This is a genomic window from Actinomyces graevenitzii C83 (genome assembly GCF_000239695.1).
Taxonomy (GTDB): domain Bacteria; phylum Actinomycetota; class Actinomycetes; order Actinomycetales; family Actinomycetaceae; genus Actinomyces; species Actinomyces graevenitzii.
Genome location: NZ_JH470340.1, coordinates 36,860 through 53,093 on the forward strand (window position 1 = coordinate 36,860; position 16,234 = coordinate 53,093).

The following is a 16,234-nucleotide window of genomic DNA, read 5'->3' on the forward strand; positions in this document are numbered from 1 at the left end:
CTGCCTATGGCAAGAATGTAAGGGAAGTAAGGCGAGGAAGTGGTGTTTATGAAATTTTGTGCCCTAGAAGTGGGTGGTGACCTCACTGTGGCAGTAGCCGCTAAGGGAGGCGGCCTCAACATTTAATGCCACTAATTTAGTAGCAAATGGTCCGGGCAACATGCCAATAGTGTTATCTGTGAAATTGGCCAGTTGCGCGGTGCGCTCTTCGTTGGTGCGGCTAGCTACCGCCCCAACTAGTTTGCCCCACCAGCCGCCGCCGGCTGCCACCGGGGCGATAGCGCCGGGGTGTAGCTGGTCAAAAGTGCGCCGTGCCGCGCCTGAATGGTAGGCACGCATAGCTCGCTTGACGGTGTCTGTGGCCGCGCCGTGGTGCAAAGTTTCCAGCTCTGGGGCCAAAATTACCGGGATACCAGCCTCATGTAGACGGTAGCCGTAGTCCACATCCTCCCAGCCGTAGTGCTGGTAGGCGGTGTCATAGGGGCCGATTTTTTCCCAGGTTTCACGGGTAATAGAGCAGTTAGCAGCCCAGTGACGCCAAGCCGGGATAGCGCCCCGGTAGGAGGCGGCCAGGGCCGCACGGGTGCGGGTGGCGCCGTATACGCGGGTGTACTTTGAGGGCGGCAGGATGTCTATGGTTAGCCCGACGACGCCGCAGGGCTGGCCCTGGTGGCGCGCCCAGTGCCCAGCCACAAAGTCTGCACCAGGCTCAAGATCGTCGTCGCAACGCACTAAAACCTGGCCTTTAGCGGCGCTAAAACCAGCGTTTAGAGCGGCTACGCGGCCTTGATTTTGCTCCAGTACCACAGCTCGTACCGGCACACCTTGGCTAGCGAAGGAGTCGATAATCTCTAGGCTGTTATCAAGCAAGCCATCGATTACCACTACCGCCTCAAAGTTGGTGTCACTTTGCTGGCTTAAGGCGTTAAGCAGGGTGGGTAGCTTGGCCTCTCCCCGATAGGAGGGGATGATGATGGAAGTGCGCGGTTGGTTCATGCCTTACTGGCCTCTTCTTCCATCTTTTCCAACTTGTCGTATTTGGCCATGACATTTTCGTGCCCAGCCAGGTAGTTAACCAGCTTGTTTTGGCTGGCGCGTAGATCCTCTTCAACCGGTGTATCAAGCTTGGCTAGCTGGTCTTCGTCAGCGCCGGGGGCGTGCGCCCACCAGGTACAGGCAGCCAGAGCCAAACAGGCGGGGTAAGACAAGAACACGTTGCCCAGGTTGGCCGCACACACCAAAATTGCGATCGGGGTGGCCTCCAGATAGCGGTTAGGTAGACCAGATAGCGGGTGGCTGACCTTAATGATGGTGAGCACTAGTAGCGTCAACATCAGGTAGAACATGATCCAGCCACCCTCAGCGCGCAGCAGCAGGTAACTGGAGTGGAAGAAGAACTCGTTTTCACCCAGTTTGACGGTAAGGGTACCAGGGCCGTGACCGGTGAAGGGGTTTTCGGCTACCAGTTTTTCTTCCAGTGGCACGATCAGTGAACGCAGGTGGTCAGAACCGGCACGGTCAGAGAATGAACCCTCGTTCTTAACGTCGTTGGCGTAGCCAATTACCGACTTGTATACGCCAAACAGCAGCGTGGCTTTAATCCAAACATTAAAGTTTTTAGGGATGAACACCCAGGCCAAGGCTAGGCCCAGACCCAGCCAGGTGGTGCGCGAGAAGGTTAGGAAAATACCCACTAGGGAGATAGCCAGCACAATGAAGTACTTGCGGTTACGCTGGGCAATACCGGCGTAAACCAAGCCCAGTGCCAGCAGGTGCAAACCGGCGGTGTTGGGGTCACCAAACATACCGATCATACGGCCGGGGTAGGTTGATTGAGGCAGGGTGATAATGCCGTAAGCGGTGGCGATAACCTGCGAAACCCCAATGGACCCCACTAGGGCACGCATGTTTAGACGCCCCGAGGTGGAGGCGGCAATTACCAACGCCCAAGCCACAATGTGTCCCATACGGGTAAAGGGCAACTGGTCGTTATAGACACCCGAAACTGCCATCCAGGCGGGGATGGCGAACAGCAGCATGCGGTAGCCAAAGGCTGGCTGCCAACCCACCTTGGGTTTGCGCCCAAAGGCCATGATGGACAGCAGTATGGCGCTGATATCGGCTACCGGTACGCCCGGAACAAAGCCTTCCAGGCGCAAACACAGTGGGATGAACAGGATCATTTCCAGCAAGGATGGGGACTTACGCAGCAATGCCTGCAGCGAAGAGTCATCCTTACGGAAAAACACATCCCAGTCGATAGCGCCGGGCTTAACCGCGCGGCTCATTTAACCTCCTGGGGTAGCACGTCGGTAAGGAAAGCGGCGATGCGCTTGGTGGCGGCTTCAGGGGAGAACTTACGCTGCCAACGGTGCCATTCTTTGTCGACTTGCTTGGCACGTTTGGCGGGGGTGGTGTCCACTATGGCGGCGACGGCGTCGGCTAGCTCGTCGACGTCATCGGGGACTATCTGGTAGGAGTAGTCCCGGCCGGCAACCTCAGGTAGCGCCCCCGCGATAGAAGTCACGAAGGGGACCTTGGCGCTCATCGCCTCAGCGACCATAAGCCCAAAGGACTCGGGGCAAATCGAGGGGAAGACTGCCACATCAACCAGGTTGAAGAAGTCTTCACGCTTGGTCCACCCCAGCTGCTTGGTGAAGCTGGCGATAGGGGCCAGGGCGGCGGTTACCCGCTTGCGCTCGGCGGCGTCGACAAAATGCGGTTCACCCGCAACCACCAGCTCGAAAGCATTCCCGCGAGTGGCGTTTAGCTGGGCCATAGCCTCAGCTAAAACCTCAATGCCCTTATCGGGGCTGGGGCGCCCGAGGAAACCCACCGTGATGGGGGCCTTAAGGTCACCTTTAGGCTCGGTTTTAACCTCCTCACACCAGTTGTAAACAATCTGGGCGGTGGGGAAGTGCTTAGCCATGGAGGCGCTGGGCACAGCCAAAGCTAGGGCGCCACACGCCGCTAACCTGCCAGAAACCACATGCTTAAAGCTGGGGGCCTGGTGTAGGTGCACAATGCGCTGGGGGTGGCCCACGGTAGCCAGTGCGGGCACATGCCCGTGGCACCACAGCACGCCTTGACGCTGGCTGGCATCCCAGGCGCGCAGGTTACGCATATAGGCTTTGCGCCCCTGGCCTTTAATGGCCACGGTAGCGAAACCAGCTTTAGCGGCCGCCGCACCTACGCCGTCGGCAATGGCCGGGGCTACCACGGTGACCTCATGGCCAAGCTGACGCAGCACCTTAGCGGTGCGCAGCAGCATGACCTCGCCGCCACCAATTTCGCCGTTATTAGCAGCTAGGGTAAAGCGAGTCACTTGAAACATCCCTGATAGACCTTGACGATGGAGTGGCACATGTCAGACACGCTAGGCCAGTAGGGGTTAAGCTGCGGGCGCTGCTCCAGCTCTAGACCCTGGCTGGCTAGTGCCTGGGCGATGGCGGTGACGTCATAGGCGTCCACTAGACACTGGCTAGGCAGAATCTCGGGGTTACCGCCAACCGGCGTGGCCACCACGCCCATGCCGCTAACTACTGCATCTAGCAGCGAGTAAGAGCAGTTTTCCCACACCGACAGCTGCGCGAGCACGTCGTGGCTAGCTAGCGCCTGGCAGGCGTCAACAAAGCCAGGGAAGTCAACGCAGTCAGTTAGCCCCAGCGACTCAACCGCGCCGCGCAGGGCTGCCTCTTCCTCACCGGTACCAGCAATAGTCAGTGTGGCCTGGGGGTAATCGCGCTTAAGCAGTGAGAACCCCTTAAGTAGCTCCAAAATGCGCTTTTCTGGCGCCAGGCGGGCCAGGGATAAAATCCGCAGGCCCTCCTTACGCTGGCTGGGCGCGGTGGGGGCGTCGACGCCGTTGTGTAGCACGTCAATCACCCGGCGCGGGTGCCACTTGGCTTCCATGGCGTCAGCGGTGGCCACCGAGCAGGCCATAAGCGCATCGAAACGCTCACAGCGCGCCTGGTGGGCGCGGCTCATTAGAGCCGATTTGAAGCTACTGCCGTGGTAGACGCTGTCATCGTAGGCGATACCGTGCTCAGTTGACACCAGCTTGGTGGGGCCGGTTAACGGCACTGCCAAGGCGCCCACAATATCTGCATAGGCTAGGTGCGTGTGCACAATGGCCGGGCGTAGCTTGGCTACCGCGTGGCGCAGTACCCGCACTGAAGAGGCCAGCCCATAGTTAGGGCCAAAGCTTTCAGCCAGTACTGGTACCCCCAGCTGGGTTAGCTCCTCGGCTAGCGCTCCCGGTGGGCACAGCACCACCATGCGGGTACGGGGCAGGCCGGTGCGGGCGACGTCGAGAACGTGACGTGCCACCCCACCGATCTCAGCAACCGGAACTACCCATAGCGCGATTGGTGCGTTACCCGCTACGCCCTTATAAGCCACTGTCACAGGTACTTCTCCAGGCGGTCTAGACCGGTCCAGAAGCCCTCACCGTTGTTAACGTGACCCATCCAGATTTCCGGAATGAAGGACACGCCGGGGGCCAGGCGGTCAAGCTGCTCAGCTAGCTCAGGCCAGTTAACGTCACCCTCGTCGATCTGCACACCCTCGCCGTCAACGCCCTTACCGTCAACAATGTGCAGGTGGGCGGCTAGCGGGGCGAGAATCTCGGTGTATTCACGCAGCGGGCGGTGCTCGTGGTTAGCCGACAGCATCGAGTGGGAGATGTCGTAGGTGATCTGTAGGCCGCTACGCTGGGCAAAGTCACGCAGCGCCTCAGGGCTCATAAACAGGTTGTGGTACTGCTGACCACCCAGTAGCCACGGGTAAGGCGGCAGGGTCTGGGGGGCTAGGCGCACGCCGGAGTAGTCCACATGCTTTAGACCCTCAATGATGCGGTCGTACATGGCCGGGATACGCTCAGGCTCAACCGGGCCTTCCTTGGTGAAACCACCCAGGGTGGCAATAAAGACCGGGTCCTGTTCCTGAGTGAAGTAGGGGCGCAGCGACTTGGTGATGTCGATAGTGCGCTGTAGCTCGCGGATGGAGCGCTCCCACACGGCGTCGTCGAACGAGGCCAGGTCCAAAATGAAGTCCCCGCTGAACAGGTCAGGCAGGTGGCAGGTGTAACCCATGGGCAGCGGGTTGTCCTTGTAGGCCGCGAACACCTCGTCCACGTCCATGTCCAGGTCCTTGTAGGAGTAGTGGAACTCCAGGAAGTCGGGCTTGGCGCCGGCGTCCAAAATGGCCTGGAAGTCGTGGTAGCGCACCGGCACACCCCACGGACGACGGAAGTGGTAGTCGCGCGGGCGGGCGGGGTTGTCGGAGATGTCGCCCTCGTAGAAGAAGTCACCGGCGGCCACGTCACGGCGAGCAATACGGCCCACCAGCTTGTCTAGCGAGTTGGGCTGCAGGCCACGGCCGGGGCTCTTAATGTCGACGGCGTCGGCGGTGATGCGCTCACCGGACTTGATGTCGCGGGCGGCCACCAAAGACTTAGCCAGGTTGGCGCGGTTCATGAACTCACCGGGGGCCACTACGCGGGCCTCGGCGGTACCCAGGGCGGCCTCCACGTCACGGATCTGACGCACCATGGCGGCAAACTCGTCAGGTAGCAGCGAAACCTTGTGGTCGTTACCTTCAAGGTTGCGGTCAATGGTGAAGTGCTTTTCGATCACCGACGCGCCCAGGGCTACCGCAGCCATGGGGATGTGGTAGCCGCGCTCGTGACCGGAGTAGCCCACCGGGCAGTCACCGATCTCAGCTAGACGCTGCATGTAGCGCAGGTTTAGGTCCTTGAAGGGGGCCGGGTAGGTGGACTGCACCTGGAGTAGGGCGTAGGGGGCGCCGTAGCGACGCAGCAGGGCCACCGACTCCTTGATCTCATCCTCGGTGCTCATACCGGTGGAGACGATCATGGGTAGGTTTTCTTTAGCGGCAGCAGTTAGCAGCGCGTGGTTGGTTAGGTCAGCCGAGGCGATCTTTAGACCATCAATGCCATACTCGAGCAGCACCTCTAGCGAGGGCAGATCCCAAGGGGTGCACATGATGTCAATGCCCTTGTCACGGCAGTGATCGAAAACTTCGATCATCTTGGGGGCCGGCAGGGAGAAGCGGGTGAGTAGGTCCAGGGTGTACTGGGCGCCCAGGTCTTCACCGGCGGTGATCTTGCCTGAAGCGCCACGGTAGAGGGCGTCCATGTCGCGCAGCTGGAACTTAACGCAGTCAGCCTTGGCTTCCACAGCCAGGTCTACCAGCTGCTTGGCTAGATCAACATTGCCCTGGTGGTTGTTACCAATTTCAGCAATTACGAAGGTGGGCTGGTCTTTACCAACGCGGTGGCTACCAACGGTGAAGGAGTCATTGGTGGGGGAGGCAATAGCTACCATGCGTCCACGGGCGTCTAGCACCGGCACTAGGCTGACGCCGTCGCGGAATTTCCAGTCCAGCTCGTCAACCAAGGTGCCCTCGGTGACGGTACGCGGGGAGCGGTTAGCTACCTTAATAGCGCTGGTCTCCATGTTGGAGTTACCGGCGGTAAGCCAGCGACGCACGTCGCCGTCGGTAAGCGAACCCTGCAGCACGCCGTGCTCATCTACCAGGAAGATAGTGCGGGCCTTGTTGGCGTTGATCTTAGCTAGGGCGCTGAGCAAAGAGTCGTCAGCGAAAGCTACATAAGGGGTAATGGAACGCTCGATGCTCATGCTAGACCTTCCTGCTGACGCATTTCGATAAGGGTTTTGCCGGCTAGGGCTAGGTCAAGGGGACCGTCAATGTCGATGCCTTCAACCTCATCCATGACAAATAGACCAATGTTGCCGCCGATACGGTTATTGCGTTCGCGGTAAACCCACGGCTTGGTTACATAAAGGGAGCCAGTCTCGCGGTAGCGGAACTGGTCGGGGGTTAGTTCCTGACGGCGCGGACGGTGGTCCACCTCAAAGTCGGCGGTGGGGCCGTGACCATCGCGGGCAGTCCACCACAGGAAGGGGGTCTGCGGCACGGTGCCAACTAGCGAGTCCACACCGGTTTCGCGGGCCTGGGCGATAGCGCGGTCAATGGTGCCCGGGCGGCGCACCGGGCTGGTGGCCTGCAGCAGCATCACAAACTCGGGCTCATAGCCTTCCTTGTCACGCAGATAGTCCATGGCGTGCACAATCACCGGCTCGGTGGCGGTGGTGTCCTGGGCTAACTCGGCGGGGCGGTCAATCACCTCGGCGCCGGCTGCGCGCGCTACGCTCGCGATTTCTTCATCTTCAGTGGAAACCACTACGCGGACGTCTTTGGCTTCCAGGGCCTGCTCGATGGTCCATACCACCAGGGGCTTGCCACCTACATCACGCAGGTTCTTACGCGGGATTCCTTTAGAGCCGCCGCGCACGGGAATAACACACAGGGTGCTCATGTGACTGAATTAGTCCTATTCAATGTGTAATAACGGGAACGTAGCCACGCAAAAAGCATGACATTTGCTAACAATTGTAGCTTGGGGCACGCCAGCCAGTCACCGGGCGTGCGAGGATTCACGTACTGGCTTAAGCCGCCAGAATCTGGGCGATTGCCGTGGCCGGTTCAAGGGCTGGCGCCTGGGGAGCAACCGTAGGAATATCAGACCAACGCGACAGGCCATAGCGGCTATGGAAAGCGTGCACCCAGCTGGGGGCGTTAGGTGCATACACCCAGGCAGGAATGCCGCGCGCGGCCGCCTCCAAGGTGCCGGTGGAAAACACCGAAACTACCGGACGGTTGGTTTCAAACAGTGGGCTAGTGCCCGGATCAAATTCAATTCCGCGCCTACGCCAATAGGCGTGAATTAAACGTGAAGCTTTATCTTTTTCAGAAGGGTGCGGCCGGTAAATTGCCCCGGTGTCGCGGCAAAAACGCTCGCTTACCTGAGCCATATAGCTGCGGCCAATCTCAGCCCCATGCAGCTGGCCTAAAAACAGTGGCCGCTCCGTGGCGCAAACCTTAATGCGCGGCTGCAAAGCGGCGTTAAATAGCAGCTGGCTGCCCACCACCTGCCAGCTGACGTCAGCGCGAGAACTAGCCCAAAATTCGCCGTCGGCCTGGGACCACACCAAAGCCCGCGCCCCCGCAGCTAGCGGCGCCATAAACGGAGTAAGCAGGCCGTGCTGCTCAACCAAAAACTCAATGTCGCGTGCGCGGGCCCAAGCATAAACCTCGGCACTAACCCCCAAATAATGCCCGGGAGCCAGTACCCGCTCCACCTTAGCTAGCAGCTGTGAATCAGCAGCCTGCGCCCAATCCACCAGCTGCCAGTTACCGCCCTCATAGCGCTCGGACAAGGCGCGCGGAAAAGCAATCGCCACCTCGTCTAGCATCAGCGCCGGGCGCTCATAGGCATCTAGGTGAGAAGGAGAAGCCGCCTCCAACACCGCCAGGGCACGCGGCTGGCTGCGCAAAGCCACCACAATATCCACCGGCGCCGGCGTTGAAACCCGCTCGCGCACAGCAGTTTTCAGCTGCCGCACCCGGTTGCGGCTAGCCAACCAAGCCTGCCAAGCCTCCAGATCAGTGGCGAAAACTAGGCCATCTTCAGGAATAATCATTGCCAGCGCGCCTCCAAAGCCTGCACGCGGTGAGCAAAAGTATGCTCAGCCAAAGTACGTTTACGGCCCGCCTGGGCAATGGCCTGCGCCCACTGCGGCTCAGCCCCGGCGCGCTCAGCCAGTTCCACCAGCTCTTGGGTGGAGTGGAAAACCAGCAGCTCACTGCCCGGATCATAGAGGCTGTCGACGTCGTCGCGATCAATGATCTGCAAACCGCCCACACCGCAAGCCTCAAACGTGCGCATAGTGAAACCGTCTTGATCCCCATGCAGGTTTAGCGAGGCGCGCGCCCCGGCCATCACCCCATAGGCATGCGAACGGTCCAAGTCGCGCCCGCTAGGGATCGCCGGGCGGTGCCAAGACCAGGTGCGGGCCCGATCCCACCAGTGCTTAGACCAAGCTCGTCCATAAGCCTTAACGTCCACGCCCGCCTGGTATAAAGCCCGCAGCATCGGCTCACGCTGGCCGTAACGGGCCCCCACAAAAACGACGGCGTCGCTAGCTACCGGGCTAAAGGGCAAGCTGGAATCAAAAGCCAGTGGCAAATAGAACGCATCCAAACCGCGCTCAGCCATAGCGGCGGCGTCGATCGCAGAATACGTGGCGATCGGACCACGCATCTGCAAACCCGCTTCATCCACATTCATGCGTCGCAGCTCATCGTAGAACCAAGTAATGCGCTTGGCCCCAACTTCCTCAATAGACTGCCAGTAATCAGCCTGCAAAATGTCGCCCTTAATGGTGACCACCACGTCAGGGCGAGACGAACGCACCAACTGTGCACAGCGGGCAGTAACCTGCTGGGCGTGCAAACGCGAACCGGGCAAACCATGTGGATCGCGCCGGTCAGCCAATTCAATTTTGAGCTTATGCTCCACGCGGTGCACCGCATTCTCTAAACGGTCATAGCAGTAGGGCAACACGGTGTAACCGCGCTGCTTAAAAGCCTGGGCTATGCCCTGCCAGTAGCCGTGGAACACAGGGCTAACCAATAACAGTTTTTTACTCATGCTTGGGACCGATCGGCATGCGTTGGGTAATTCATTTGGGTACTAGTTAAGTTACTAGCTTGTAAGGGAGTTTGGGGTGGTTTTAGGCTGGCAAAAACGCCAATTCGGTAGCTAGGCGCTCGCGGGCAGCCACATCTACGCCGCGCATCTGACGGGTCAGGTTCCAAGCAAAATTGATATACGAGGCAGTTTTTAGGGTGGCGCGCAGGCGCTTTACACCGCTGGGGCCATGCCACTTGTCGGCGTAAATGAAACGCGAGTCAACCAGCCACTGCCGGCGCTTATCGGAAGCTGAGGAACCGCCGCCAGCATGCACCAAGGTGGGCTGGCTGAGCACTACCGAAGGTAACCCTAGCTGACGCAGGCGCAACTGCAGGTCAACTTCTTCACTATTCATGTGGAAGCGTGAGTCAAAACCGCCTACTGCTGCAAAGGCCTGACGCGGCAGCAGCATGGCTGCGCCCACCACCCAATCGGCCACTTCAGTGTGGGTATTGTCGGCCAGAGTGTCGTGTCCTACCAGCTCATGGAGCACTGGCAGGTGACGCACCCGGGCCAGGGGAGTGAGCCATTCAATACCCTGGTGTAGGGCATTGGGGAAGTGGCGGCCATTCCAGTGCGTGGCACCTACCTCATTAATCACGGCAGGGGTCACGATGGCCGGCATCCAGGGCAGGGCGGCGCGGTAATAGTTGCCTAAGAAGTTGGGTTCTAGCTCGACGTCGGAGTTAAGGATTAGCACGTAAGTGCCGGTGGCGGCGGCAATACCGGTGCTCACGGCGCTACCGAAGCCGCCATTTGTCTGACGACGAATTACTTTAACCCCGGGCGCATCCGGGAAAGGCTCGGGAGAGCAATCGTCACTAACGATTACCTCGAAATCAGGGGCGTCTACTTGTGCTTTTAGCTGCTCTAGCAAGGGAAGGGTGGCAGCTGGGTCCCCGTAGAAGGGGATTACCACACTGAGCGCGCAAGCGGGCATGGCTGGGTCCTTTTACTCGTTGGTTACCCCAGTCTAGCTTGTAAGCCTGTGGGATATATATGATGGTTGCTAGGTAAGTTAAATATATGGTGTGCAGTGTGTCGCTGTGAGCTGCATTAATAAAGCGCGGTTTAGGAGCTAAAAGATTATGACATTTAAAGCTAAGGCTTTGTCTTTGGTGCGACGCGGCAAGCGCGAAGTCATATTAACTGCCATCGGTTTTAATGGTGGCAATAACCTGTTCAAGTGGCAGCTGGCATATTCGCGTACTTTAGATAAGGGTTTAATTTCTAAGGTGCTTTATTTCCCTAACCAGGACGCTTGGTTGGAGATGTTCCCGGGGTTGCGTAAGCTGTCAATCACCTCAGACCAGATACGCTTTACTGACCGCCGCGCCACCTATATGGGGGCAGCTCAGGGGGTGGACTACACTCCGCAAGAGCGCGCCCGCTTTATTAAAGACGTGCTGCTAACCTCTGACGGTTTTAAACAGAGCCTAGAGCGCGCCCAGGCTTTTGTGCGTGATGATGACTTAGTTATTAACGTGCGTCGCGGCGACTATTACAACAGTCGTTTTGAACCAGAATTTGGCATTAACATTGTGGAATATGTGCGCCAGGCACTAGCTAAACAATTAGCTTTAGGGCCGGTGGGGCGCGTGGTGCTAGTTAGTGACAATGTGCCCTGGTGTGTTGACAACCTTACCCACCTGGCCCCGCAGCTAGAGTTTGTGGTTAATGAGAACCGCCGCGACATGTTTGATGACCTGGCGGTGCTGGCCTGCGCTAAGCGGCTGATCCTGGCTAACTCCACTTTCTCCTACTGGGGCGCCTTTATTGCTCAGGTGCTGGGCGCGCAGCTGGAAAACATTGTGGCCCCCGCCTTCCACCAGGGGGACGTGCCCACCGCTAGTGAGCTGTGGCGTGATCCGCGCTGGAACTTTATTCATGAAATTGACGGCGGCTGGCAAAACTATCCGGGTCGACTAGAATCCTGAGCGTGCGTCTGAAGGCCCTGCTCGATGTTTTAGCTCAAAATTCTGCGGTTTCACAGGTCATTGACCTGGCCAGTTCACGTGTACGTACCGACTACACGGCGGCGGTTGTGCCCGGGGTGCGCCCGGCCCTACTGGCTGCAATGGCTATGGGTAAGGCGGGTTTAGACGCCGTCAGGCCGCAAGTAAATCACCCGCTGCTGGTGGTGTGCGCAACCACCCGTGAAGCTGAAGAAATGGTGGCGGCGCTACGCTGCTACCTGCCCGATGAGGCAGTAGAGATGCTGCCGGCTTGGGAAACCCTGCCCCATGAGCGCTTGTCGCCCAGGGCTGACACTGTGGCCGCGCGCCTGGCCGTGCTACGCCGCCTAGCCCACAGTGAAGAGGGCGCTATCGGCGTGCTGGTGGTGCCGGTGCGGGCGCTGCTGGCGCCGGTAATCGCGGGGCTGGGTGAAATTGAGCCGCTCACCTTGAGCGCTGGCGCGGAGCTACCCTTGGAGGCGGCCACCGAGCGCCTGGTGAAAATGGCTTACACCCGCGTGGATATGGTGGAAAATCGCGGCGAGTTTGCGGTGCGCGGCGGTATTTTGGATGTTTTCCCACCCACCTGCCCGCGCCCGGTGCGTGTGGACTATTTCGGGGATGAGATTGATGAAATTTCCTCCTTCGCGGTTTCAGATCAGCGCTCAATTGAGGTTTTAAAAGCCCCCGTGGTGGTTACCGCCTGCCGGGAGCTGCTGCTTAACGACGTCGTCCGCGAGCGCGCCGCCGCCCTGGTCACTAAGATCCCGGGTGCGGCAGATTTGCTGGAAAAACTAGCTGAGGGTATTTACGTTGAGGGTATGGAGTCCCTGGCGCCGGTGCTGGTGGACAAGATGGTGCCGCTGCTGGAGTTGACTGGCCAGCGCCTGACTGTGATTAGTGAGCCTGAGCGGGTGCGTCGTCGCGCTGAGGATTTGGTGGCTACCACCCAGGAGTTTTTAGCGGCGGCCTGGACTAGTGCGGCTTCGGGTGGGCAGGTGCCGGTGGATTTGTCGGCGGCGGCTTTTGCGCATTTGGCGGATGTGCGCCAGTTGAGCTTGGCTAATGGCCTGGGATGGTGGTCGTTTAATGCCTTTGCTAGCGCCCCGGATATGCCTAGTTTGCCTATTACTGAGGTGCCCGGCTATGGCGGCGGTTTTGAGGCGGCTGCCCGGCAGGTGGGTCAGCAGGCTAAGGCTGGTTGGCGGGTAGTTATTAGCGCTGATGGTCCGGGCCCGGCGCGCCGTTTGGCTGAGGTTTTGGGTGAGGGAGATATTCCTGCCCGCATTGTGGCTGATTTGGATGAGGCTGCGGATCTGGGTGCTAGTGACGGTAGTGGCGACGGCGTGGTGCGGATTTTGCCTGCTTCGGCCTATCAGTCTTTCCTGATTCCTTCCCAAAAATTTGCTTTTATTGGCCAGTCGCAGATCACGGGGCGAGCTAGTGCTTCTCCGCGCGCACCTAAGGCGGTGCCGGCGCGGCGTTCAAAGCGTAGCGTTGACCCCCTATCGCTGCATCCGGGTGATTTGGTGGTGCACTCGCACCATGGGGTGGGGCGTTTTGTAGAGCTAACGCGCCGCCCGGTGCCCGGAAACCGTAACTCTAGCCGCGAATATTTGGTGATTGAGTATGCGCCTTCTAAGCGTGGCCAGCCTGCTGACCGGCTCATGGTGCCTACTGACTCGCTTGATGCGGTTAGTAAATATGTGGGTGGTGACGCCCCGGCGCTGAGCAAGATGGGTGGCGCCGACTGGCAAAAAACTAAGGCTAAAGCTCGCAAGGCGGTGCGTGAAATCGCCGGGGAGCTGGTGCGCCTGTATGCGGCCCGCCAGGCCGCTAAGGGCCACGCTTTTAGCCCTGACACCCCTTGGCAGGCGGAGCTAGAGCAGTCTTTTGCCTACACTGAAACCCCTGATCAGCTGGTCACCATTGATGAGGTTAAAGCTGATATGGAAAAGAGCGCCCCTATGGATCGCCTGATCTGTGGGGATGTGGGTTACGGCAAAACTGAGATCGCGGTGCGGGCAGCCTTTAAAGCTGTCCAGGATGGTAAGCAGGTGGCGGTGCTGGTGCCCACCACGCTGCTGGTGTCTCAGCACGCAGAAACTTTCACGGAGCGTTTTGCTGGTTTCCCGGTGACCGTGGCGCAGCTGTCGCGTTTCCAAAGCGCTAAAGAAAGCCAGCAGGTGCTGCGTGACCTTGAGCAGGGGCGTATCGACGTCGTCGTAGGCACCCACCGCTTACTGACCGGCTCAGTTAAATTTAAAGACCTGGGGCTGGTAATTATCGATGAGGAGCAGCGCTTCGGGGTGGAGCATAAAGAAGCCCTCAAAGCTATGCGCACAGATGTGGATGTGCTGTCCATGTCCGCCACCCCCATCCCGCGCACGCTGGAAATGGCGGTTAGCGGGCTGCGGGAAATGTCCACCCTGGCCACCCCGCCGGAGGATCGCCACCCGATTTTGACCTATGTGGGCCCCTATGAGACTAAGCAGGTGGGCGCCGCCATCAGGCGTGAGCTGCTGCGTGAGGGGCAGGTGTTCTATGTGCACAACAAGGTTGAAGACATTGATGCGGTGGCTGCGCGTCTAACTGAACTGGTACCTGAAGCCAATATCGCCACCGCCCACGGGCAGATGAGTGAGCACCGCCTAGAGAAGGTAATTGACGCCTTCTGGAAGCGTGAAATTGATGTGCTGGTGTGCACCACCATTGTGGAAACCGGCCTGGACGTGTCTAACGCCAACACTTTGATTGTGGACCGCGCCGACCGTATGGGGCTAAGCCAGCTGCATCAGCTGCGTGGCCGGGTGGGGCGTGGCCGGGAACGGGCTTACGCCTACTTCCTATACCCGGGTGACAAGCCCCTTACCGAAACTGCCCACCAGCGTCTGCGCACCATTGCTAACAACACTGATTTGGGTGCGGGTATGCAGGTGGCCATGAAGGATCTAGAAATTCGCGGCGCCGGTAACCTGCTGGGCGGGGAGCAGTCCGGGCATATCGCCGGGGTTGGCTTTGACCTGTATCTGCGCATGGTGGGTGACGCGGTGGAAGCCTATAAGCGCGGCGTGGGCCTAGGTGAAGATGAGGAGGCAGCTGAGCCTGACTTGAAGGTGGAGCTGCCCATTGACGCCAATATTCCTGAGGACTACCTGCCCCATGAGCGCTTGCGTTTGGAGGCTTACGCAAAGATGGCGGCGGCTAAGTCTGATAGCGACGTCGACGACGTCCTGGCGGAACTAGCTGACCGTTACGGCCCGGTGCCTGAGCCCACCCAAAACCTGGCGCAGCTGGCCCGCCTGCGCGTATATGCAGCCAGCTTGGGGGTGTATGAGATTGTGGCGCAGGGTAAATCTATCCGTTTCGCGCCGGTGGCCCTGCCTGAGTCGGGGGCGATGCGCGTCAAGCGCCTCTACCCGGGCACAGTCATTAAGCCAGCCACTCGCACCCTGGTGGTGCCCGCCCCGGGCACGCGCGGTTTGCGCCGTGAAACTTTAAGTGCCACCGAGCTGCTGCGCTGGGCGCAGGTGTTCTTGCATGCGGTTGTAGCCGGCGAGGCTGAATACGAAACCGAAGCCACCAAATACCGCAGCCGCTAAGTGCGCCAGCGCCCATCGCGCGCCAAACGCGCCGGCGCCTTGCCCGCACCCACGCAGCTGACCCGCCCGCACTGCGCGGATGCAAAACGGCCGCGCTCTTGCGTGTACACCCAGGAAGTTTGCAGGTAAATTACAGGTTATGGATGTTGCGGTAATTCTGCCTGGCGGACGTGGCTGGGGCCCGGTTTTAAAACTCGCTGAGATCGCTGCCGAGCACCTTGGCGGCCGCCTAATCAAAATCCCAGCCGAATCCCTGCCCGCTGGGCGGTTAGGCAAACTAGCCACCCTGCTGCCGCCGCCACGCCCACGTGGAGAACAAAAACTGCTGGTTATCGCCTCTATTGGTGATCACCTCAACGCAGTTTTACGCTCCGGAGTGCGCCGCCACTACAGCTATGTGGCCGGCTGGGTGATCGACAGCTTCTGGGAGGCGCGCATCCCCCGCGTGGCCCGCTCACGTGGCTGGTACGACCACCTCTACGTCACTGACCAGCAGGATCTAGACATGTGGGCGGCGGCAGTGCCCTGCCCGGTCGGGGTACTTCCCTGGGGTGCTGATGTTGCCGGAGCCCAGGCGAGCTGGGCTGATAAGCAGGTGGAATTGCAGCGTGTAGGCCGTCAGCCCCAGGTGTGGGATGACGACGACGCCGTAGCCGGCGCCGCCGCCAACGCTGGGGTTAGCTTTGCTGGTCGCCCCCCATTTGGCGACACCGATGAAGCCAACCAGGCTTTTGTGGAAACCGCCTACCGCCAAGCCAAAGCGGTACTAGCTTTCGGCACCCGCACCGCCCGTGCCAAATACAACCACCCCACCAAGGATTACGTAACTGCGCGCTGGACTGACTCACTGGCCTACGGTTGCCTAGTAGCCGGCCAGGTTCCCGACACCCCTACCGCCCGCGAAATTCTGCCATCTTTCGCATTAGTGCAGCTCAGCGACACTGATGTGGCGCAGGGCCTAGAGCAGCTCAAAGCCGCCCTAACCCAGTATGACGAAGAAAAGTTCACCGCTATTCGCACCTGGGCACGTGAACATCTAGATTGGCGCTCGCGGCTAGATCAGATTGCCGCCGACGCAGCCGTTAACTAGAGCAGTG

The 16,234-nt window shown here is 59.5% G+C and carries 12 protein-coding genes; 3 read left to right on the forward strand and 9 right to left on the reverse strand.

What is annotated here, in order from left to right; all coding sequences use genetic code 11:
- Positions 1-63: 63 nt before the first annotated feature.
- The 9 genes from HMPREF0045_RS09055 to HMPREF0045_RS09095 all read right to left on the reverse strand — a co-directional run bounded on the left by HMPREF0045_RS09055 (position 64) and on the right by HMPREF0045_RS09095 (position 10,520).
- The gene (locus HMPREF0045_RS09055; protein ID WP_005987694.1) at positions 64-996 is read right to left on the reverse strand and encodes a glycosyltransferase family 2 protein; all 933 of its coding nucleotides are present in this window, start codon (positions 994-996) and stop codon (positions 64-66) included.
- Entirely contained in the window at positions 993-2,288 is a 1,296-nt protein-coding gene (locus tag HMPREF0045_RS09060) for an O-antigen ligase family protein (RefSeq protein ID WP_005987696.1), read from the reverse strand. Before HMPREF0045_RS09060 ends, HMPREF0045_RS09055 begins: the two co-directional genes overlap by 4 nt.
- Positions 2,285-3,325 carry a glycosyltransferase family 4 protein gene (locus HMPREF0045_RS09065; RefSeq protein WP_050807487.1) on the reverse strand — a complete coding sequence of 347 codons (1,041 nt, stop codon included), beginning with the start codon at positions 3,323-3,325 and terminating at the stop codon, positions 2,285-2,287. The genes HMPREF0045_RS09060 and HMPREF0045_RS09065 overlap by 4 nt, the downstream gene beginning before the upstream one ends.
- Positions 3,322-4,407, reverse strand: coding sequence for a glycosyltransferase (locus HMPREF0045_RS09070; RefSeq protein ID WP_005987700.1), 1,086 nt, complete (start codon positions 4,405-4,407; stop codon positions 3,322-3,324). The genes HMPREF0045_RS09065 and HMPREF0045_RS09070 overlap by 4 nt, the downstream gene beginning before the upstream one ends.
- A complete protein-coding gene (locus tag HMPREF0045_RS09075) occupies positions 4,404-6,662 on the reverse strand; it encodes an N-acetylneuraminate synthase family protein (RefSeq protein WP_005987702.1) in 2,259 nt (752 codons plus the stop codon). Before HMPREF0045_RS09075 ends, HMPREF0045_RS09070 begins: the two co-directional genes overlap by 4 nt.
- Entirely contained in the window at positions 6,659-7,363 is a 705-nt protein-coding gene (locus tag HMPREF0045_RS09080) for an acylneuraminate cytidylyltransferase family protein (protein WP_005987705.1), read from the reverse strand. The genes HMPREF0045_RS09075 and HMPREF0045_RS09080 overlap by 4 nt, the downstream gene beginning before the upstream one ends.
- A gap of 130 nt (positions 7,364-7,493) precedes the next feature.
- Positions 7,494-8,528, reverse strand: a complete 1,035-nt coding sequence (locus tag HMPREF0045_RS09085; protein ID WP_005987707.1) for a hypothetical protein — start codon at positions 8,526-8,528, stop codon at positions 7,494-7,496.
- Positions 8,525-9,538, reverse strand: a complete 1,014-nt coding sequence (locus HMPREF0045_RS09090) for a CgeB family protein (RefSeq protein WP_005987708.1) — start codon at positions 9,536-9,538, stop codon at positions 8,525-8,527. The genes HMPREF0045_RS09085 and HMPREF0045_RS09090 overlap by 4 nt, the downstream gene beginning before the upstream one ends.
- Positions 9,539-9,620: 82 nt before the next feature.
- Complete coding sequence (locus HMPREF0045_RS09095; protein WP_005987710.1) at positions 9,621-10,520, reverse strand: glycosyltransferase family 2 protein; 900 nt, start codon at positions 10,518-10,520, stop codon at positions 9,621-9,623.
- A 148-nt stretch (positions 10,521-10,668) separates the two neighbouring features.
- Between HMPREF0045_RS09095 and HMPREF0045_RS09100 the strand changes: the two genes are divergently transcribed.
- The 3 genes from HMPREF0045_RS09100 to HMPREF0045_RS09110 all read left to right on the forward strand — a co-directional run bounded on the left by HMPREF0045_RS09100 (position 10,669) and on the right by HMPREF0045_RS09110 (position 16,227).
- Entirely contained in the window at positions 10,669-11,517 is an 849-nt protein-coding gene (locus HMPREF0045_RS09100; protein WP_005987712.1) for an alpha-1,2-fucosyltransferase, read from the forward strand.
- Positions 11,518-11,519: 2 nt separating this feature from the next.
- Entirely contained in the window at positions 11,520-15,137 is a 3,618-nt protein-coding gene (gene mfd / locus HMPREF0045_RS09105) for a transcription-repair coupling factor (RefSeq protein ID WP_005987714.1), read from the forward strand.
- Between the two features lie 139 nt (positions 15,138-15,276).
- Positions 15,277-16,227 carry a hypothetical protein gene (locus tag HMPREF0045_RS09110; RefSeq protein WP_005987716.1) on the forward strand — a complete coding sequence of 317 codons (951 nt, stop codon included), beginning with the start codon at positions 15,277-15,279 and terminating at the stop codon, positions 16,225-16,227.
- The last annotated feature ends 7 nt before the right edge of the window (positions 16,228-16,234 follow it).